This window comes from Pseudomonadota bacterium (assembly GCA_039818985.1).
Classification (GTDB): Bacteria; Pseudomonadota; Alphaproteobacteria; order Sphingomonadales; family Sphingomonadaceae; genus Alterisphingorhabdus.
In genome coordinates this window covers 1,588,881-1,606,308 of sequence record JBCBSU010000001.1, presented here as the reverse complement: position 1 = coordinate 1,606,308, position 17,428 = coordinate 1,588,881, and the positions used below count along the sequence as shown (strand labels likewise).

Below are 17,428 nucleotides of genomic sequence, written 5' to 3'. Positions count from 1 at the left end.
CCGACGGCATCGGCCACCGCCAAGGCAGCAGCCAAGCCAGCGACCCGTGCCGCCTTCCGCCCTGCCAGCAGCAATACACTGCGTGAAGGCACCTATATCGTACAGCTTGGCGCATTCTCATCCGCATCCAAGGCGGATCGTGCCTGGTCCTATTATACCGGCAAATATGGCGCTCTGAGCGGTTTTGATCATGTCAGTACCCCGGTGACTTCCAAGGGCCGGACATTGCATCGGCTGTCGGCTGTCGGTTTCGGTAACCGTCAGACTGCGCTGGCAATGTGCGATGGGCTGAAGGCACGCGGCGGCAGTTGCATTGTCCGCAAGGCCGGTAAATCGGTTGCCGGTACCAAACTGGCGATGCGCCGCTAAACCCGATCAGAACGAGCAATGTATCGACTGGGCCCGCTTCGTGCGGGCCCTATTGTTTTGGCGGTTTGCGCAAGGCATCGGCGAGTGAGGCGGTTGCGCTGCCGCGTCGCGCAGGCTTTGGCTGGTCGGGCGAGGGAGCCCAACCGCTCATCCATATCAGTTCGATCTGCTCTTCCGTCTTGCCATCGGCATCGGCCTGTGCAGCGAACGCCTGCTGCGCGCGTTCCAGGCCCGACTGGCCCAGCGGATGCAATGGCGTAGCCAGTGCGTTGCTGCCGCCAAAGGCGCGAATGTCGCGTATTAGCTGCATCATGTCGAAATAGCGCAAGCGCAGGCTGTCACCATCGCTAACTGGCATGGTGAAGCCGCAGCGGCTGAGCAAATTGCCCGCAGCGCGGACATCGATCTGCGGGTGGATATGCGGTGTCACCTGCGCGCCATCGGCAGCCAGCATCGCTGCCTTTAACCTTGCCAGACTGCCCGAACCAAGCATCGCTGCGAGAAACAGTCCATCGGGCTTCAGCGCCCGGCGCAGCTGGATCAGCAGCCCGGGCAGGTCATTGACGGCATCCAATATGCCAATACTGATGACAAGGTCGGGCGTTTCAATATCCTGGGGCAATCTGTCCCAGCGTTCCAGGGGCTGCACTCCGGCAACACCCGAAGCGGCTATATCGCAGCGACTGATAGAGATATTCTGATGTGTCAGTGCAGTGGTCAGGCTCTCAGGCGCATTGCCGATGATCAGCGCATGGCGAAAATCGCGCGTTACCAGTTCCAGTCGAGCGACGATCTCCTCGGCCATCAGCGATGACAGGATATCGGCTGCCGGGTCACGCGCAGTGATTGCTGTTGCACGCTGACGGTAAAGCCGCTGGCGCCGGGTATCGAAAATGTCCTTGGGGCTGTTATCGCTCATATCGCTTCCTGTAGTCTGCAGGCCTTGTGCCGCGTCGCGATTGGCGCGACAAGGGACTATGGCGAGCAATCGGCAAAACTATCCAATGGCAGCTGTAATCGCTCCGGCGCTTGATCTGCTGCTGCCGCCGCGATGCCCGCTATGCGGCGAGATGGTGGCGGATCCCAACAGCTTCTGTCCGTCATGCTGGTCTGAACTGGATTTCATCAGCGCGCCGCAATGCAGCAGTTGCGGGGTGCCACTTGGTAATGCAGCTCATGACCCGGATGCCAAGCTACAATGTGCCGGATGTATCGAAAAAGCACCCGTGCATGACGGTATCCGGGCGGTGGTTGCCTATGATGATGTCTCGCGCGCTGTGGTGTTACGGCTGAAACATGCCGGGCGCATTGGTCTGGCCAAGCTCATCGCGCATTTTCTTGCCAGTCGCATTGCCGATATGCCGGTGGACACGCTGATTATTCCTGTGCCGCTGCACCGCTGGCGTATCTGGCGCCGCAGTTTCAACCAGGCACAGCTTATTGGCCGCGCGCTGGGTGACATGACCGGCCTGGAGATGCGTGACGATCTGTTGCTGCGTACCAAGGCAACGCCGCCGCTCAAGGCAATGCGGGCGCGCGAACGCGAAGCTGCGGTGCGCGGTGCCTTTGCGCTGGCACCTCAAGCCCGGAATGTGCTGTCTGGCCGCACTCTGTTGCTGGTCGATGACGTTTATACCACCGGCGCGACGGCGAATGCCTGTGTCAGGCTGCTCAAACAGGCAGGAGCGCAAAAGGTGGTGATTGCCTGCTGGGCCCGGGTGCTGGCCGCCGGAGAGGCGGGAACAGGTGGGTGACTTGCTTTTGCGGCATAGCAGCCCCATTTGGAGGCAAATAACGGAGCGCAATTCTATGGCGAAAGTCGAAATATACAGCAAGTTCACCTGCCCCTATTGCTATCGTGCCAAGGCACTGTTGCAGCAAAAAGGCGCAGAATATGAAGAATATGAGATTTCCATGGGCGGTCCCAAGCGCGAAGAGATGATCCAGCGCGCCAATGGCCGTACCACGGTGCCGCAGATTTTCATCAATGGCCAGCATGTTGGCGGTTCAGATGATCTTACCGCGCTCGAACAGGCGGGCAAGCTGGATTCGCTGCTCGCCGCCTGAATGGCCAGCCCGGACACTTCCGAAACACGGCGTATCGCGGTGCTGCAGATGACCAGCGGCACTGACTGGCGCACCAATGCCGATGCCATTGATGGCGCAATGGCGCAGGCTGCAGATGGCGGCGCCGTGATGCTGTTTACCCCGGAAATGGCGGGCCTGCTTGATCGCAAGCGCATCCGCGCCGCGCCCCATATTGTTGCCGAGGAAGAGAGTGGGTTCATTGTGGCGATGTGCGCTGCTGCGGCCCGGCACGGCTTGTGGCTGGCGCTCGGATCGCATCCAGTGGCGCATGGTGACGGCAAATGGCGTAACCGTTCGCTGGTGATCGACAGTCAGGGCGTCGTGCAGGCCCGTTATGACAAGATCCATCTTTTTGATGTCGAACTGGGCGGTGATGACGACTGGCGCGAATCCGCTGTCTATGGCGCCGGCGATGAGATTGTCGCCTGTGAAACACCGGTGGGCATGCTCGGGCTTTCTGTCTGTTATGATGTGCGTTTTCCGGCCTTTTACCGGGGGCTTGCCGATTATCGACCCGACATCATAGCTATACCTGCAGCGTTTACCGTGCCCACCGGGCGTGACCACTGGTCGGTGCTGATCCGTGCCCGGGCGATAGAGGCGCAGGCCTTTGTCGTCGCGGCCGCGCAATGCGGCAGCCATCAGGACGGACGCAGTACCTGGGGTCATTCGATGGTCGTTGACCCGTGGGGCGAGGTGCTGCTTGAGATGGACGATCAACCCGGGCTGGCGCTGGTCGATGTTGACCGCGGGCGCATAACTGATGTTCGCCGCAAGCTGCCGGCGCTTGCCAATACCCGTCCCATCACTCTAAAGCGTGAGGACGATGGATAGACAATCATGATTGTTTTCGACCTGCAATGCCGCAAGAACGGCCATGTATTTGAAGGCTGGTTCGGCTCTTCAGAGGATTATGACCGCCAGCATGCCGATGGTCTGCTATGTTGCCCGATATGTGGCGATACCGAGGTGACCAAGGCGGTGATGGCGCCCAATGTCGGACGCAAGGGCAACCAGCATCCGAGTGTTGCAGCAACCGACATGGTGATAAATGATGAGGCTGCACCACCACAGGTGCCAGCACCATCTATGCCTTCCGCTCCTGCTGCGGTTTCCGATAATGGCAGGAGTGATGTAACAGTTGCGAATACCCCCAAAGATGCGGCACCGGCCGATATGAAACGGTTGTTATCAGCGCTGGCCAAGGCGCAGTCAAAGGCGCTGGCACAGTCGAAATGGGTCGGATGCGATTTTGCCGAGCAGGCAAGGGCGATGCATTATGGCGAGGTCGAGCAGGAACAGATCCATGGTGAGGCCAGCGGTGAAGAAGCTGAAGCGTTGATTGAGGAAGGTGTTGCTCTGATGCCTTTACCATTTCCGGTACAACCGCCTGAGAAACAGAACTGATATTTCGCTCTCGCCGGTAGTAATGGTGATTGCATTGCACCGCGCGCGCGATTATTCCGACCCCCGGCTGCGCCCGTAGCTCAGCAGGATAGAGCACCAGATTCCTAATCTGGGGGCCACAGGTTCGAATCCTGTCGGGCGCGCCATTTTTTCAATCCTCGCGCCATTCCCTACGCTCCGCTCCGGGGCTGCTGCGGGCGGCCGGTTGGCCTTGCGAACCCTGCGGGTTCGATGTTGCATCTCTCGGGCGTACCATTTTTGCTTTAGCAGCAATTTATTCTGTGAATGCAGCGCGAGCCGACTAGCTAAAGATCGAAATCCATGCGTGAGGGGATTTCGGCCGACTTGTCCATATAATTGCCTTCGGCGAGAACCTTGTCGCGTTTCTCGAGCAGGTCGATGATCGGATCGTGGAATACCTCGACCGCAGCCGTCAGCCAGTCATTGACCAGCGGGTCGCCCGGGGCGTCCTTCATGCTGAAGTTCTTCAGCCGCTGGGCGATGGCATCAGCGGGCATCATATATTCGAAGGTCACCCAGTAGTTGGTGGTGAACCAGTAGAGCGGCATGCCATCGGTGTTGAAACCAAGCGCGGCGAAATGCACCACCTTGGCCGGAAATTTGCCTTTTTTGTTTTTCTTGTGCTCCGGCTTGATCAGCGGCTCGACACCTTTGAACATGTCGAGCGGCAGGAACATGTGAAAATGCCCGTGCTCGCCTTCCTCGCGCTCTTCCGGCTTATGTGCATGATAGAACCATCGCGACTTGTTGCCCGGCGCGATGCAATCGCCCTTGGGATAGTGCTGATATTGCACAAAGGGCACATCCGGCGGGACAACCCGCGGGATAAGGGAGACGCCTTCCTTGACGATCTGCCCGGTTAACGCAAAAAGACGGTCGACTGCTTCGCTCATTATGGTTCCGTTTTCCTGATAAGCGCTGAACGATAAACAATCAGCTAAGGGAAAACCAACACATAATGGCGGACAGTCGACCGTCCTTGATTTGCATCAAATAATCTGGGTCAGGCCCGGATTATTCAGCGGCGCATTCGCCTTCAGCACCACAGGCGCCGCAAGCACCACAGGCGCCGCATGCACCACAGGCACCGCATTCACCGGTGACAGCGTCAGCAGCTGCGCAAGCAGCACAACCCACAGCTTCAGCACCGCAAGCAGCGGCACATGCAGCGCCACAAGCGGCACAGCCTACAGCTTCAGCGGCGCAGCAGCCAGCTTCTGCAGCTTCTTCCGGCGTACAAGCCGTTGCGAGAGCGAGGCCGCCAGCGATGGCGAGCATCTTACCCAGGTTGCTATTCTTCATCTTCATTCCCCTTCAGGTTTATGTAAACTTGTAAACAAGAGTGGGCTTTTTACGGTCAGCCTCCCTCGTCATGCAAGATTTTTTCGCATGACCGATAGATTTTTTTGCATTGCAGCGCGCTGCGGCTCACTGGACACCGCGATTTTTGCCCCATTGCCGGGCCACGGTATAGCCCAGATATCCGGTGCCAAACAGCGCATATAAGGGCTCGGGAATGCCGGAAAGGTAGGCATTCATGCCGTTGGCGATGGCGTGGGCGGTTTCGGGACGGACGCTGGCGATCAACCCCATGGGAATCGCCCACAATATCATCACATACATGACATAAAGGAAGCTTGGACGTGCCCGGCTGGTCCATGGATCGGCGGATTGCGCCTCTGCCATGATCGCGGCGATTCGCGTTTCCACCTCTTTCAGCTCCTGGCTGCCCTGCAGTTTGAGCAGTTCCAACTTGGCCTTGTCGCGCGCCTGCGGATCGGGGATAATCTTGTCGATCAGCTTGGCGACTGGTGAAATAATCGTATCAATGAGAGACATGATTTGACCTCTTGCTTGCTGAATATTTTGCGGCGCTCATGCGCACCGCTGTCACGGACGGGTACGGTGCGCCAGCCAGCCATAGAGAAACGCCTCATTGGCCGGACGTGATTCGGCAAGCTGGATGTATCGCGCGCCCTGGAGCGAATCGATGGCACGCAGCAGCACTGATTCCCCAGCCTGACCGCGCCTGCGGATGAAGCGGTGCAGTGCGCCGACCGTCTGTTCACCGATAACGCGATCAATGGCGATGTCGGCATAGTCCTTCTCGCCGCGATTGAGCGCGTTGAGCGCACGTTGCAGAAAACCAATGGCGATGCCTGGTCCCATATTGACGCCGATATCGAATAGTTCCGCAGCCACTGTGGGAGCATCTGCGGCAAGCCCGTCGAATCCCGGGCGCAACCAGTAGATTCGCGTGTAGATTTCCACCGCGCGCTCGCGCGGCATGTCGCGCATCGGCCCATGATAGCCATGCTGGCGGGCCACTTTATGGGTGATGCCCCAATTTGTCTCACCGCCGCGATCGGCGGGATGATTGCTATAACCGCCCTCGCGCGCGATGACGCCATTTATCAGCTGCTCGACGGTGGCAGGGCAGGCTTGCGGATCGGCGGATTTATATTCGATGGGGGTATAGGACAACAGCATCAGGCAATCTCCAAGATGTGATCCCTGGTGAATAACCTATTTGGATAACTGTAGGAAAATGCTTTGTTTTCCTATTACCGATCTTCGCCATAACAGCATCCGTGCCAATATCGGCGCCATATGTGATACGGCGAAAAGCTGATTTGTGATTGTACAATGTGGGGGAGAACTGGTCGGGACGAGAGGATTCGAACCTCCGACCCCCACACCCCCAGTGTGATGCGCTACCAGGCTGCGCTACGTCCCGACCGAGGCAGCGCCTATAAAAGGCGTTGGCGCCTTTGGCAAGCGCTGCGGCCTGCCATCTATGCTGGTCTCGCCACCGTCATGTTTATTGCCACGTGCTGCAATTGCTGATAGGCGCGCCGCACATAATGATAGGGTGCCTGGCGATGCGGAATTGGTTCGCCAGCCTGCATCGTCCTTGTGGCGACGGCATCGCGCCATATATCAGCCTGATATTACCGCGCGCCACAGCGCCCGCACTGCAATGAAGAAGCACGGATATGGACACTATTATCTTCACTACCCTGGCAGCCGCAACCCCCGGTGCCGCACCTGCATGGGTCAGCCTGCTGCCGCTGGTACTCATCTTCATCATCTTCTATTTTCTGCTGATCCGGCCGCAGCAAAAGCGGATGAAACAGCATCAGGAAAAGATTTCGGCCGTAAAACGCGGCGACCAGGTGGTCACTGGTGGCGGCCTGATGGGCAAGGTTATCAAGGCCGATGACGATTATGTCGAAATCGATCTGGGCGGCGGCACCAAGGTCAAGGCGGTCAAGTCGACCCTCGCCGATATCGTGCCGCCGGGCGGCAAGGCGGCCAATGACTGAGGTGCCTCATAACCGTCATGCCCAGCAACCGGGCAGATCCACATCCGTCCGCTGATCCGCTGCCTCGCGACTGAAAGATCCGAACATGCTCGATTTTCCTCCCTGGAAGACGATTTCCCTGACACTGATACTGGTGGTCGGTGTGGTGCTGTCGTTGCCCAGCCTGCTCCCCGCAAAGGTGATGGAATATTGGCCGTCATTCCTGCCGCAGGAGACCGTCAATCTGGGTCTTGATCTTGCCGGCGGCAGCCACATTCTTCTCGAGGCCGATCCTGCCGATGTGCAGAAGGAGCAAACCGAGAATATGGAAGGCGCGGTGCGCAATGCGCTGGCCAATGCCGAACCCGAAATCCGCATTGGCGAGATTTCGGTCGAAAATGGTGCGCTGTCCTTCATGGTGCGTGATGCCAAACAGGTCGATGCGGCGCGCGAGGCGATATTGCCTTTGACCAGCGGTGCCGGCCTTACCGGTCAGCGTGACTGGGATATCGAGGTGCGCGATACCACCCGCTTCGTGCTGACCCCAACCGGTGCCGGTCTCGACCAGGCGGTCGAGGATGCAATGAATTCGGCGGTTGAAGTGGTGCGGCGCCGTATCGACGAGCTTGGTACCCGGGAGCCGACCATTATCCGCCAGGGTGCCGAGCGCATCGTGGTGCAGGTGCCGGGCCTGCAGGACCCGGAAGAGCTGAAAGAGCTGCTGGGCCGCACCGCGAAGCTCGAGTTCAAGCTGGTCGACAATCAGGCCGATCCGAATGAAACGTTCGCTGGACGTGCTCGCATCGGCAGTGAGGTCTATCCCTTTGTTGATGGTGAGTTGAGCGGCCAGCCCAACATCGCCGTGCGCCGTCTGGGCGGTATCAAGGGCGACCGGCTGACCGGAGCGCAACAGGGTTTCGATCCGCAAAATCCCGGCCAGCCGGTGGTGAATATCCAGTTTGACAATCAGGGCGCACAGACTTTCGCCAAGCTCAGCACCGAGAATACCGGGCGGCAATTTGCCATCATCCTCGATGGCGAGGTCATTTCCGCACCGACATTCAACGAGCCCATTCTTGGCGGGTCGGCACAGATTTCCGGCGGTTTCACCGTCGAGACTGCCAACCAGTTGGCGATCCAGCTGCGCTCCGGGGCCTTGCCGGTCGAGCTCAAGGTGGTCGAGGAGCGCACCGTCGGGGCCGATCTCGGTGCCGAATCGATTCGCGCCGGTGTGATTGCCGGACTGATCGGCACCGCGGTGGTGCTGCTCTATATGGTGCTCGTCTATGGCCGGTTTGGCGTCTATGCCAATATCGCGCTGGTGCTGAACCTGTTCCTGATCCTCGGTATCATGGCGCTGCTCAACGCAACCCTGACGCTGCCGGGTATTGCCGGCTTCATCCTCACCGTCGGTTCTGCTGTCGACGCCAATGTGCTGATCAATGAACGTATCGGTGAAGAACGGCGCAATGGTCGCCGTATCATTCAGGCGATCGAGGTCGGCTATCGCGAAGCCTCGCGTGCCATTTACGATGCCAATGTCACCAATGTGATTGCTGGCGGCCTGCTGTTCTTCTTCGGCTCGGGTCCGATCAAGGGCTTTGCCATCGTGTTGATCGTCGGCATCGTCACATCGGTGTTTACCGCCGTCTTCATTACCCGCATGTTTGTTGCCGGCTGGCTGCGCCGGTCGCGGCCCAAAGAGCTGCGGATATAGGGAGGCCGGACAGATGAAACTTCTCAAACTGGTTCCCGAAACCACCAATATCGGCTTTCTCAAACTGCGTAATCCGGCGGTCGGGCTCAGCCTGTTGCTGATTATCGGCTCAATCGCGCTGGTGTTCACCAATGGCCTTAATTTCGGTGTCGATTTCGTCGGTGGCCAGCAGATCCGCGTCACCTTCGAGGAAGTCGAGGAAGCGCCGATTGTCGAATTGCGCGAGAGCATAGCCGCGCTCAATCTCGGTGAGGCCAATATCCAGCGTTTCGGTGAGGCCAATGAGGTCGCCATCCGCATGCGGCTGAATGCCGAGGCGGGTGATGAATTGCAGGAAGCTGACAGCGCCACCATCGCCATCACCAGCACAATCACCGAAACCTTCGCTGATCAGGGGGCACGGATTGACGGGGTCGATGCGGTTTCGGGCAAGGTCTCGGGCGAATTGCTCACCACCGGTGTCTATTCGCTGATCTTCGCATTGATCGCCATCTCGATCTATATCTGGTTCCGCTTCGAGTGGCAGTTCGGCGTTGGCGCATTGTTCGCGCTGTTTCACGATGTCGCCCTGACCTTCGGCTTTTTCGCGCTGACCCAGATCGAGTTCAACCTCAACATCATTGCAGCATTGCTCACCATTATCGGCTATTCGCTCAACGATACCATCGTCATTGATGACCGTATCCGCGAGAATCTGCGCAAATACCGCAAGATGGAAATCGCCAATCTGCTTGATCTGTCACTCAACGAGACGCTGGCGCGTACTGTCAGCACCAGCCTGACCATGGTCTTTGTGCTGGTGTCGCTGGTGTTCCTAGGCCCGGATGTTATCTTCGGCTTCAGTGCAGCAATGCTGCTGGGCGTTATTGTCGGCACCTATTCCTCGGTCTACATCGCCTCGCCGGTGCTGATCTGGCTGGGGGTTGGTCCGGACAGCTTCCTGCCGGTCGAATCCGACAGCGAAAAGGCCCAGCGGCGCCTTGCCGAAGGCTATGATGGCGCGCAGCCCTGATATCCTGCTGCTGGAGTGCTGAGCTGTGGTCGAAATACGCCGCGAGGATATTGAAGGCCCGGTGATCAGCGCCATTGGCCCGTCGGGCTATCGCGTCGCTGACCGCATCGTGCCCGGCGGCCTGGTCCTGCTCCCCGATAATGCGCTCGACTGGACGCCGCCTGCGCTTGACGCCCTTGATATCACAGCACTCGATACTGCACTGGCACTTGAGCCGGCCCCCGAATTTGTCCTGCTCGGTTCCGGTCCAAGGCTTGAACATCCGCCTGCGGCGCTACGCCGAGCGCTGGAGGAACGCAATATCGGCCTTGAGGTGATGGACAGCCGTGCTGCTGCCCGTACCTGGGGCCTGATGCGTGCTGAGGAGCGCTGGATCAGCGCCGCGCTCTATCCACTGGGCTGACCGTCCAGAGCTGATACCCTGGCAAATATTGCCCGTAATTCCTCGGCATTACGTTCCCAGGTGAAATGGGTCACGCTACCGCGCACCTGTTGCGGATCGGGTGATTGATCAAGCAGCGCACGCATCGCCTCGGCAATCGCGTCCGGCTGCTGCGCCACAATCCGCCCCGCAACATCGCTGGTTACCAGCTCGCGCGCGCCGCCAGCCTCGCTGATGACAATCGGCGTGCCGCAGGCCAGCGCCTCGACCCAGGCATTGGCCAGCCCTTCAGATTGTGATGGCAGCACCAGCATGCTCGCGCCTGCGAGCAGGCCGGGCAGGCTGTCATGCGGCACGGCTCCGAGAAAATGCACGCGTTCGGTCAGAGCCAACGCCGCCGCTTGGCGTTCGAGCCGCTCGCGCTCTTCGCCATCGCCGACAAAGACATGATGCATATCGGGCACCGCCTGTAGCGCTTCGATAATCAGATGCGGGTTCTTGCGCGCGATCAGCGCACCGACAGTGATGGCATAAGGTGTGTTATCAGCGAAAGGCAGGGGGATTGTCCGCTCGGCATCGGGATGAAAACGCTGCTGGTCGCAGCCGGTATAATGGACATGGATCTTGTCGCGCGCCATTCCCAGCGCTGCCATATCGTCGGCCAGAGCCTGCGACACCGCCAGCAGCGCCGCCGCACCTTGGGCGGCAGGCAGTATCTGTTTGGCGCTGGCGGTCTGGATACCCCAATAGTGGATATCCGCACCCCGTGCCTTGATGGTGTAGGGAACGCCCAGTGCGTCGGCGATCAATGCCGCAGCAGGTCCATCGGGATAGAAGAATTCGGCATCGATCAGGTTGAACGGTTGCGCGGCATGCAGCTTCTTCGCCAGCGGCATGACGGCACGGGCAATGCTCGCCGCATTGTTGCGCGCAGCCATGCCAGGCATCGACTGAAACGCGACGCGGTGGATTGGTGGGCAATCGCCCGGTTGCGCCTCAATGCCATCGCCCGATAGCCGCGCCGCATAGCGAAAGCGTTGCAATCGGCTTAATGGAAAGGGCGGCAGGCTGACCGGATTGATGACCGTCACATCGGTGTCGGGCAACCGGTGCAGATGCTGGGCCTGGCGCGCGACAAAAATGCCGAAATTCGGCTGCGATGGATTGGGATAGAGCGTGGCCAGTGTCAGGATGCGCATCGCAGTTGTCGCTGCTAAAGGCTGCGCAACAGCTGCATGGCGACGCCGATCCAGTCGGGCGCGTTGATGATCTGTTGCCGGGCACTGGCGGCGAGCGGCAATATCTGCATCCGATCAGCTTCGAGCGCCAGCAACCGCCCGAAAATGAAGCGACCGGCTGGTCGGGGTACCAATATGTCGCGGTTCAGCGCGGCGGTAAAATCGTCTTTTTCCAGCCGCTTGAGCCAGAGCTGGTCACCGGCGCGATAGTCGCCAATGGAGATGGCCATGCGCATTGCCACTTGGGTGTCTGCGGTCCGGGGCGGGGCGATTTTCTCCAGCCGTGACGGGGCACGGGCACCATCACCGTCAACAATGGCGACCAGTTCGGTGACCGGATCATCCTGTCGTGCCAGCAGGATATCGCTGTCGACATCAAGCGCTTTGGCAATCCGCTCAAGCCAGGTCAGCGACAGGGTGCGGACCCCGGTTTCCAGCCGCCCGATGGTCTGCGCTGTGGTCGGCGGATCGCAGCGTTCGGCCAGTTCGGCCAGTGTCAGCCCCTGTTCCTTGCGAATGGCCCGGATGTAATTGCGCATACTTTGCCCACCTCTTGTGCCTGACGGCTTTCCTACAGACAGGCCAAAATGGCAATATGCAATCTCAAAAGAACCCTATTGGAGATTCTATGGGAAAGGCGACCACACCGCGATCACGCAGCAAGATCCCCATGCCGCAGCCACCACGGCCTGGGAAAAACCTCGCCGAATCCCCGATTTCCTGGCTTCATGCCCGGGGCTATCTCACTCGCCGCCAGTTCGATGCGGGGGAGACGCTACGTGATGACTGGGAGCGGGCGCAATTTGACGGCATCGCCACCATGCGCTGGTCACCATTGGTAGACAGCCGCCGTCGGCGCGGCCCGCCCGAGCAGCTTGAACCGGGTGAACGTGCCATCGCTGCACGCCGTCGCTTCGAGGAAGCGATGCAGGCGGTCGGCCGCGATATGAACGACCTTTGCTGGCGCGTAATCTGTGCCTGCGAGTCGATACCGACGGTCGAGAAAGATCTGGGTTGGCCGACTCGATCGGGAAAGCTGGTGCTGCGTATGGCACTTGACCGCATTGCCGATTATTACCGGATAGCAGAAGGTTAGGCTGCTATCCTCAGGATTGTTCTGCCATCGCTTCGACTTCTTCGGCCAGCAACAGCCAGCGTTCTTCTGCCGCCTCTTTGTCCGCGCGTTTTGCATCGAGACGCGCGGTGAGTGTTGCGAATAGTTCGGCATCGCGGCTGTACAGATCAGGATCGGCCAACTGCATCTCGATATCGGCCATCTCTGTTTCCAGCGTGGTTATATGATCGGGCAGCCGATCATAGTCGCGCTGATCCTTGTAGCTGAGCTTGGTCTTTCCCGCTTTTCGGGCACGCGGCTGTGCCTTTTCGTGAGTCGATGATTTACCTGCTTTTTCAGATGGTTTTTGCCGTTTATTGTCATGCCGCTTCTTCTCCCAGTCGGCATAGCCGCCGGCGACGATATCGACAAAGCCCGAGCCATCCAGCCCAAGCGTCACGGTTACCGTCTTGTCGAGAAAATCCCGGTCATGGCTGACGATCAGGACCGTACCGTCATAATCGGCGATGACTTCCTGCAGCAGGTCGAGTGTTTCCAGGTCGAGGTCATTGGTCGGCTCGTCGAGCACCAGCAGATTGGAAGCACGCGCAAATTCGCGCGCCAGCAATAGCCGCGACCGCTCACCGCCGGACAATATGCCGACCTTGGTGTCGACAATGCCGGGATCGAAAAGGAACTCCTTGAGATAGCCCTGCACATGTTTGCGCACTCCGCGTACATCGATCCAGTCGCCGCCCTCGGCCAGCACATCGCGTACCCGCTTGTCCGGCGCCATCAGGCTGCGTTGCTGGTCAATGATTACCCCGTCCAGCGTTTTGGCATGGGTGACGCTGCCGCTATCAGGTTCCAGATCGCCGGTGAGCAGCTTGAGCAGAGTCGTCTTTCCCGCACCATTATGACCGACCACGCCGATACGGTCACCGCGCTGAATACGCAGGCTGAAATTGCGGATGACGCTGCGCTTCTCCTCGCCTTCTCCGAAGGATTTGGAAATATCCTCGGCGACGATCACCGACTTGGTGCGCACATCATCGCTGACCACAGCCAGCTTGGCCTTGCCGCTGGGGCCGAGCATGGCAGCGCGCTGGGCCCGCATTTCATAGAGTTTTTCCAGCCGGCCCTGATTGCGCTTGCGCCGCGCGGTGACGCCACGCTCCAGCCAGTGCGCCTCGATCTTCAGCTTGGCATCGAGCTTTTCCGCTGCCCGCGCTTCTTCGGCATAGACTTTTTCCATCCACGCATCATAGCCGCCAAAACCGATCTCGCGACGCCGCAGCGCGCCCCGGTCGAGCCACAAGGTCTGCTTTGTCAGTCGGGTAAGAAATGTCCGGTCATGCGAGATCGCAATAAACGCGCCGCTATATCTGCCCAGCCAGTCCTCCAGCCAGTTGATCGCGGCAAGGTCGAGATGGTTGGTCGGCTCGTCGAGCAGCAGCAGGTCCGGGTCCTGCGCGAGCGTACGACAGATGGCGGCGCGGCGCTTCTCGCCGCCACTGGCGCTGGCCGAAGCCCGGTCGAGGTCAATGCCGATCTGGTCGGCAATGGCGCGTGCACCATGTTCGGGCGGACCATTATCGCCATGTGTTGCATAATCGATCAGCCGTTCATGGCTGGAAAAGTCGGGGTCCTGAGGCAGCATAACGACTTTGGTACCCGGAACGATGGTACGTTTGCCGCGATCCGACTCGATCTCGTCGGCGATCAGCCGCAACAGCGTCGTCTTGCCTGCGCCATTGCGCCCGATCAGCGCCAGCCGGTCGCGCGGGCCGATATGCAGGTCGATATCCTGAAACAGCCAGCCGCTGCCCTGGATAAGACCAAGGCCTTCATGCGAGAGGATAGGGGGTGTCGCCATGGTGCAAGCGCATAAGGTGTTGCGGCTGGCGATACAAGCAGCGCCGCCACAATCCCGCATGGATGCCGGGATTGTGCCATTCACTTGCTATTCAATCGATTGAAGCTATTGCAATCGGATGGTCTATTCTTCCTTGCGTCTGTTCCTGCTGCCGCTGGGCATTGCATTGCTGACTCCACTGGCTGTGGACGATGCACAGGCGCAACGCCGTGGCGCCGAAGAAAATGCGCGCCAGCAGATGCTCGACGGCCAGGTCAAGTCGCTGAAAGAGATTGAGGCCGCAGTGCTGCCCAGGATGAAGGGCATGACCTATCTGGGTCCCGAATTTGACCCGCGAACGCGAATCTATCGCCTCAAATTTATCCGCGACAACAATCATGTGGTGTTTGTCGATGTCGATGGCCGCACCGGTCGTATCCTGCGCCAGCGCGGCTGAGCCCGACATTTCCGTAATTTGCCCAAAAAACTTGACCTCAGCTATAATAATATGGCTTGCCCGGTGAGATATGAATCGGGGCACCGGCCTGAGACAGGGAGAATGTCATGCGGCTATTGATTGTCGAGGATGAGCCAACATTGGGCCAGCAGCTCAAGACGACGCTGGAAGGATCGGGCTATGCGGTTGATCTGTCGACCGATGGCGAAGACGGCCATTTTCTTGGCTCGACGGAAAATTACGACGCGGTGATCCTCGACCTCGGCCTGCCGGAGATTGACGGACTGACGGTGCTGACCATGTGGCGGCGCGAAGGGCGCACTTTTCCAGTACTGGTACTGACGGCGCGTGACAGCTGGTCCGACAAAGTTGCCGGGCTCGATGCCGGTGCCGATGACTATCTCGCCAAGCCGTTCCAGACCGAGGAACTGATCGCACGGTTGCGGGCGCTGATCCGCCGTTCCACCGGCAATGCCAGCTCGGAGTTGACCGCTGGAGAAGTGCGGCTCGATACGCGCTCGGGCAAGGTCACGCTGGCAGGCGAGCCGGTAAAGCTCACCGCGCAGGAATATAAACTGCTATCCTATCTGATGCACCACAAGGGCAAGGTCGTGTCACGCACCGAGCTGATCGAGCACATTTACGATCAGGATTTCGACCGTGATTCCAATACTATAGAGGTGTTCGTTACTCGCATCCGCAAGAAGCTGGGCAGCGATGTGATCACCACCATCCGAGGTCTGGGCTATAGTCTGGAAGACCCAGAAGAGCGGGATGGCTGACCGCGATCCCGAGGACAGATTTACTCCGGTGACCGCACCGGATTTGCCCGCTCGGCCAGCATTACAGGAAATGACCGGAGGTGCGGCAGGAGATCCCTCTGCCGGACAGGTAACGCCGCCGCATACCGGCTCGCTAAACCGCCGCATGATCAGCATCGCGGCGGCATGGATATTGGTACTGCTCTTCGGCGGCGGCCTGATCCTCGATCGCATATTGACCACCACCATCACCGCCAATTTCGATGAGCAGCTCGAATATGTGCTGAACGCCATGATCACCTCCGCCGAGATCGGGCCTGACGGTGAGGTGCTGTTCAACCGACCGCTGGGCGACCAGCGCTTCCTCGAACCCGATAGCGGTCTGTACTGGCAGATTAGTGGCGACGGACATCAGGATTTCCCGTCACGTTCGCTCTGGGACCGCAGCCTGACGCCGCGCGCTGACAGCGGAGCCGAAGCGGCCTATATCTATGATACCACCAAGATCACCCAGCTTACCGAGCCGGCCGGCGATGTTCTCGATGGCGATGAGCCGGCAGAGGTGCGCTCATCATCGATCCAGCCACGCAATGATGGCGTTTTGCGGGTAATCGAGCGCGGGATTTATCTGCCCGGATCGGATGTCCAATGGTGGTTCATGGTGGCGCAGAGCCGCAATGAGCTGGATGAACAGCTTGCCGATGTCCGTCAGACGATCTTCTACAGCTTCGTGCTGCTCGGCCTTGGACTGATCATCCTGGCGACATTGCAGACCTTTTACGGGCTGTGGCCGCTGCGACGCGTTCGTCAGGCGATTTATGCGATGCGCACCGGCCAGCAGGACCGGGTGACCGAAAGCCTGCCGCGCGAAGTCATGCCGATGGTCGATGAACTCAACGCGCTGCTCGAACATAATGAGCGCCAGGCCGAGGAAGCGCGTCGTCATGCCGGCAATCTGGCGCACGCGCTGAAAACGCCGCTTACGGTGGTGATGAATGCGGCAACGGCGCAGGCGGATGACCTTTCCGATACCGTGATTCGCGAGGCGCGGGTGATGCGCCGCCAGGTTGATCACCATCTGGCTCGCGCGCGCGCGGTCGGTCGGCGTGGTCATGCGCATAGCCGTGCCAATGTGTGGCAAAGCGTCGAGGCGGTCGAACGCGCGGTGACCCGGCTTTATTCGCATGTGCGTTTCGATCTTGACGGTAAGCGCGATATTGCCGTCAGCGTCGAACGTCAGGATCTCGACGAGATTCTCGGCAATGTTATCGAGAACGCTGCCAAATATGGTGGCGGCAGCGTGTTCGTGACCATCGGTGTCGATAGCGCCGGCGAAAATGCCGAAATCTGGGTCGAGGATGACGGCACCGGCATTCCGGCTGAAGAGCGCGATCATATTTTCGATCGCGGCGCCCGGCTCGACACCAGCAAACCCGGCACCGGACTGGGCCTCGCCATCGTCCGCGATGTCGTCGAGATTTATGATGGCACAGTTACGCTCGAAGAAAGCGAAGACCTGGGCGGTTTGTTGGTGCGGATAAAACTGCCTTTGGCAGCGTAAGCCCTGTCTGGAAGACTCCATCCATTCCAGTAAAGAGTGACACAGGGTGACACGCTGTCACCCATGAGTTCCGGGTAAGTTGACGCCTCTAATATGCTGAAAAATATGTGTTTTTAATCCACTGTATCGCTATTGTTACGGGGTGAGACCATGTGCGGATATGCACCGAAATGCCAGCATCAGAAAAACAGATAAGCAAGA

At 59.2% G+C, this 17,428-nt stretch carries 21 protein-coding genes and 2 tRNA genes; 14 read left to right on the top strand and 9 right to left on the bottom strand.

Features of this window, described 5'->3' with window-relative positions:
• The first annotated feature begins 78 nt into the window (after positions 1–78).
• Positions 79–369 carry an SPOR domain-containing protein gene (locus AAFX04_07650; GenBank protein MEO1045296.1) on the top strand — a complete coding sequence of 97 codons (291 nt, stop codon included), beginning with the start codon at positions 79–81 and terminating at the stop codon, positions 367–369.
• Between the two features lie 49 nt (positions 370–418).
• Here the strand turns inward: AAFX04_07650 and AAFX04_07645 are convergent, their stop codons facing one another.
• Entirely contained in the window at positions 419–1,288 is an 870-nt protein-coding gene (locus AAFX04_07645; GenBank protein MEO1045295.1) for an SAM-dependent methyltransferase, read from the bottom strand.
• Between the two features lie 85 nt (positions 1,289–1,373).
• Here AAFX04_07645 and AAFX04_07640 point away from each other — a divergent pair, with 85 nt between their 5' ends.
• From AAFX04_07640 to AAFX04_07620, 5 genes are all read left to right on the top strand, one after another.
• Positions 1,374–2,123, top strand: coding sequence for a ComF family protein (locus AAFX04_07640; GenBank protein MEO1045294.1), 750 nt, complete (start codon positions 1,374–1,376; stop codon positions 2,121–2,123).
• Positions 2,124–2,178: 55 nt separating this feature from the next.
• Positions 2,179–2,436 carry a glutaredoxin 3 gene (grxC, locus tag AAFX04_07635; protein ID MEO1045293.1) on the top strand — a complete coding sequence of 86 codons (258 nt, stop codon included), beginning with the start codon at positions 2,179–2,181 and terminating at the stop codon, positions 2,434–2,436.
• Positions 2,437–3,291, top strand: coding sequence for a carbon-nitrogen hydrolase family protein (locus tag AAFX04_07630; protein ID MEO1045292.1), 855 nt, complete (start codon positions 2,437–2,439; stop codon positions 3,289–3,291).
• A gap of 6 nt (positions 3,292–3,297) precedes the next feature.
• Complete coding sequence (locus AAFX04_07625; protein ID MEO1045291.1) at positions 3,298–3,864, top strand: DUF1178 family protein; 567 nt, start codon at positions 3,298–3,300, stop codon at positions 3,862–3,864.
• Between the two features lie 69 nt (positions 3,865–3,933).
• Positions 3,934–4,010 (top strand) — tRNA-Arg (locus tag AAFX04_07620).
• Positions 4,011–4,169: 159 nt separating this feature from the next.
• Here AAFX04_07620 and AAFX04_07615 read toward each other — a convergent pair.
• The 5 genes from AAFX04_07615 to AAFX04_07595 all read right to left on the bottom strand — a co-directional run bounded on the left by AAFX04_07615 (position 4,170) and on the right by AAFX04_07595 (position 6,622).
• Positions 4,170–4,778 carry a hypothetical protein gene (locus AAFX04_07615; GenBank protein ID MEO1045290.1) on the bottom strand — a complete coding sequence of 203 codons (609 nt, stop codon included), beginning with the start codon at positions 4,776–4,778 and terminating at the stop codon, positions 4,170–4,172.
• A 96-nt stretch (positions 4,779–4,874) separates the two neighbouring features.
• A complete protein-coding gene (locus AAFX04_07610; protein MEO1045289.1) occupies positions 4,875–5,069 on the bottom strand; it encodes a hypothetical protein in 195 nt (64 codons plus the stop codon).
• Between the two features lie 244 nt (positions 5,070–5,313).
• On the bottom strand, positions 5,314–5,724 hold the full coding sequence (locus AAFX04_07605; GenBank protein MEO1045288.1) for a holin family protein: 411 nt from the start codon (positions 5,722–5,724) through the stop codon (positions 5,314–5,316).
• Positions 5,725–5,775: 51 nt separating this feature from the next.
• Positions 5,776–6,354 (bottom strand): glycosyl hydrolase 108 family protein, encoded by a 579-nt coding sequence (locus AAFX04_07600; protein ID MEO1045287.1) that lies wholly within the window; start codon positions 6,352–6,354, stop codon positions 5,776–5,778.
• Positions 6,355–6,545: 191 nt separating this feature from the next.
• Positions 6,546–6,622 (bottom strand) — tRNA-Pro (locus AAFX04_07595).
• 259 nt (positions 6,623–6,881) lie between these two features.
• On the opposite strand from AAFX04_07595, the gene yajC reads away from it, so the two are divergent.
• The 4 genes from yajC (at position 6,882) to AAFX04_07575 (ending at position 10,322) form a co-directional block, all read left to right on the top strand.
• A complete protein-coding gene (gene yajC, locus AAFX04_07590; protein ID MEO1045286.1) occupies positions 6,882–7,211 on the top strand; it encodes a preprotein translocase subunit YajC in 330 nt (109 codons plus the stop codon).
• Between the two features lie 85 nt (positions 7,212–7,296).
• Positions 7,297–8,907, top strand: coding sequence for a protein translocase subunit SecD (gene secD, locus AAFX04_07585; protein MEO1045285.1), 1,611 nt, complete (start codon positions 7,297–7,299; stop codon positions 8,905–8,907).
• 13 nt (positions 8,908–8,920) lie between these two features.
• Positions 8,921–9,919, top strand: a complete 999-nt coding sequence (gene secF / locus AAFX04_07580; GenBank protein MEO1045284.1) for a protein translocase subunit SecF — start codon at positions 8,921–8,923, stop codon at positions 9,917–9,919.
• A gap of 25 nt (positions 9,920–9,944) precedes the next feature.
• Positions 9,945–10,322, top strand: coding sequence for an MTH938/NDUFAF3 family protein (locus AAFX04_07575; GenBank protein MEO1045283.1), 378 nt, complete (start codon positions 9,945–9,947; stop codon positions 10,320–10,322).
• Here the strand turns inward: AAFX04_07575 and AAFX04_07570 are convergent.
• Positions 10,307–11,500 carry a glycosyltransferase gene (locus AAFX04_07570; protein ID MEO1045282.1) on the bottom strand — a complete coding sequence of 398 codons (1,194 nt, stop codon included), beginning with the start codon at positions 11,498–11,500 and terminating at the stop codon, positions 10,307–10,309. The two genes, AAFX04_07575 and AAFX04_07570, sit on opposite strands and share 16 nt — an antisense overlap.
• Positions 11,501–11,514: 14 nt before the next feature.
• Complete coding sequence (locus AAFX04_07565; GenBank protein MEO1045281.1) at positions 11,515–12,078, bottom strand: helix-turn-helix domain-containing protein; 564 nt, start codon at positions 12,076–12,078, stop codon at positions 11,515–11,517.
• Positions 12,079–12,167: 89 nt separating this feature from the next.
• Here AAFX04_07565 and AAFX04_07560 point away from each other — a divergent pair, with 89 nt between their 5' ends.
• A complete protein-coding gene (locus AAFX04_07560) occupies positions 12,168–12,635 on the top strand; it encodes a DUF6456 domain-containing protein (GenBank protein ID MEO1045280.1) in 468 nt (155 codons plus the stop codon).
• Between the two features lie 10 nt (positions 12,636–12,645).
• Here AAFX04_07560 and AAFX04_07555 read toward each other — a convergent pair whose 3' ends face one another.
• Positions 12,646–14,469, bottom strand: coding sequence for an ATP-binding cassette domain-containing protein (locus AAFX04_07555; protein MEO1045279.1), 1,824 nt, complete (start codon positions 14,467–14,469; stop codon positions 12,646–12,648).
• A 118-nt stretch (positions 14,470–14,587) separates the two neighbouring features.
• On the opposite strand from AAFX04_07555, the gene AAFX04_07550 reads away from it, so the two are divergent.
• From AAFX04_07550 to AAFX04_07540, 3 genes are all read left to right on the top strand, one after another.
• Complete coding sequence (locus AAFX04_07550) at positions 14,588–14,905, top strand: hypothetical protein (protein ID MEO1045278.1); 318 nt, start codon at positions 14,588–14,590, stop codon at positions 14,903–14,905.
• 107 nt (positions 14,906–15,012) lie between these two features.
• On the top strand, positions 15,013–15,687 hold the full coding sequence (locus AAFX04_07545; protein ID MEO1045277.1) for a response regulator transcription factor: 675 nt from the start codon (positions 15,013–15,015) through the stop codon (positions 15,685–15,687).
• Between the two features lie 70 nt (positions 15,688–15,757).
• Positions 15,758–17,227, top strand: a complete 1,470-nt coding sequence (locus AAFX04_07540) for a HAMP domain-containing sensor histidine kinase (GenBank protein ID MEO1045276.1) — start codon at positions 15,758–15,760, stop codon at positions 17,225–17,227.
• Positions 17,228–17,428: the final 201 nt, after the last annotated feature.

Excerpts from the sequence above, each read along its gene's own strand:
- grxC (MEO1045293.1), top strand. The coding sequence starts at position 2,179 with ATGGCGAAAGTCGAAATATACAGCAAGTTCACCTGCCCCTATTGCTAT.
- AAFX04_07540 (MEO1045276.1), top strand. The coding sequence starts at position 15,758 with ATGACCGGAGGTGCGGCAGGAGATCCCTCTGCCGGACAGGTAACGCCG.
- secF (MEO1045284.1), top strand. The coding sequence starts at position 8,921 with ATGAAACTTCTCAAACTGGTTCCCGAAACCACCAATATCGGCTTTCTC.
- AAFX04_07550 (MEO1045278.1), top strand. The coding sequence starts at position 14,588 with ATGGTCTATTCTTCCTTGCGTCTGTTCCTGCTGCCGCTGGGCATTGCA.
- AAFX04_07605 (MEO1045288.1), bottom strand. The coding sequence starts at position 5,724 with ATGTCTCTCATTGATACGATTATTTCACCAGTCGCCAAGCTGATCGAC.
- AAFX04_07630 (MEO1045292.1), top strand. The coding sequence starts at position 2,437 with ATGGCCAGCCCGGACACTTCCGAAACACGGCGTATCGCGGTGCTGCAG.
- AAFX04_07565 (MEO1045281.1), bottom strand. The coding sequence starts at position 12,078 with ATGCGCAATTACATCCGGGCCATTCGCAAGGAACAGGGGCTGACACTG.
- AAFX04_07645 (MEO1045295.1), bottom strand. The coding sequence starts at position 1,288 with ATGAGCGATAACAGCCCCAAGGACATTTTCGATACCCGGCGCCAGCGG.
- AAFX04_07560 (MEO1045280.1), top strand. The coding sequence starts at position 12,168 with ATGGGAAAGGCGACCACACCGCGATCACGCAGCAAGATCCCCATGCCG.
- yajC (MEO1045286.1), top strand. The coding sequence starts at position 6,882 with ATGGACACTATTATCTTCACTACCCTGGCAGCCGCAACCCCCGGTGCC.
- AAFX04_07545 (MEO1045277.1), top strand. The coding sequence starts at position 15,013 with ATGCGGCTATTGATTGTCGAGGATGAGCCAACATTGGGCCAGCAGCTC.
- AAFX04_07570 (MEO1045282.1), bottom strand. The coding sequence starts at position 11,500 with ATGCGCATCCTGACACTGGCCACGCTCTATCCCAATCCATCGCAGCCG.
- AAFX04_07625 (MEO1045291.1), top strand. The coding sequence starts at position 3,298 with ATGATTGTTTTCGACCTGCAATGCCGCAAGAACGGCCATGTATTTGAA.
- AAFX04_07640 (MEO1045294.1), top strand. The coding sequence starts at position 1,374 with ATGGCAGCTGTAATCGCTCCGGCGCTTGATCTGCTGCTGCCGCCGCGA.
- AAFX04_07555 (MEO1045279.1), bottom strand. The coding sequence starts at position 14,469 with ATGGCGACACCCCCTATCCTCTCGCATGAAGGCCTTGGTCTTATCCAG.
- AAFX04_07615 (MEO1045290.1), bottom strand. The coding sequence starts at position 4,778 with ATGAGCGAAGCAGTCGACCGTCTTTTTGCGTTAACCGGGCAGATCGTC.
- secD (MEO1045285.1), top strand. The coding sequence starts at position 7,297 with ATGCTCGATTTTCCTCCCTGGAAGACGATTTCCCTGACACTGATACTG.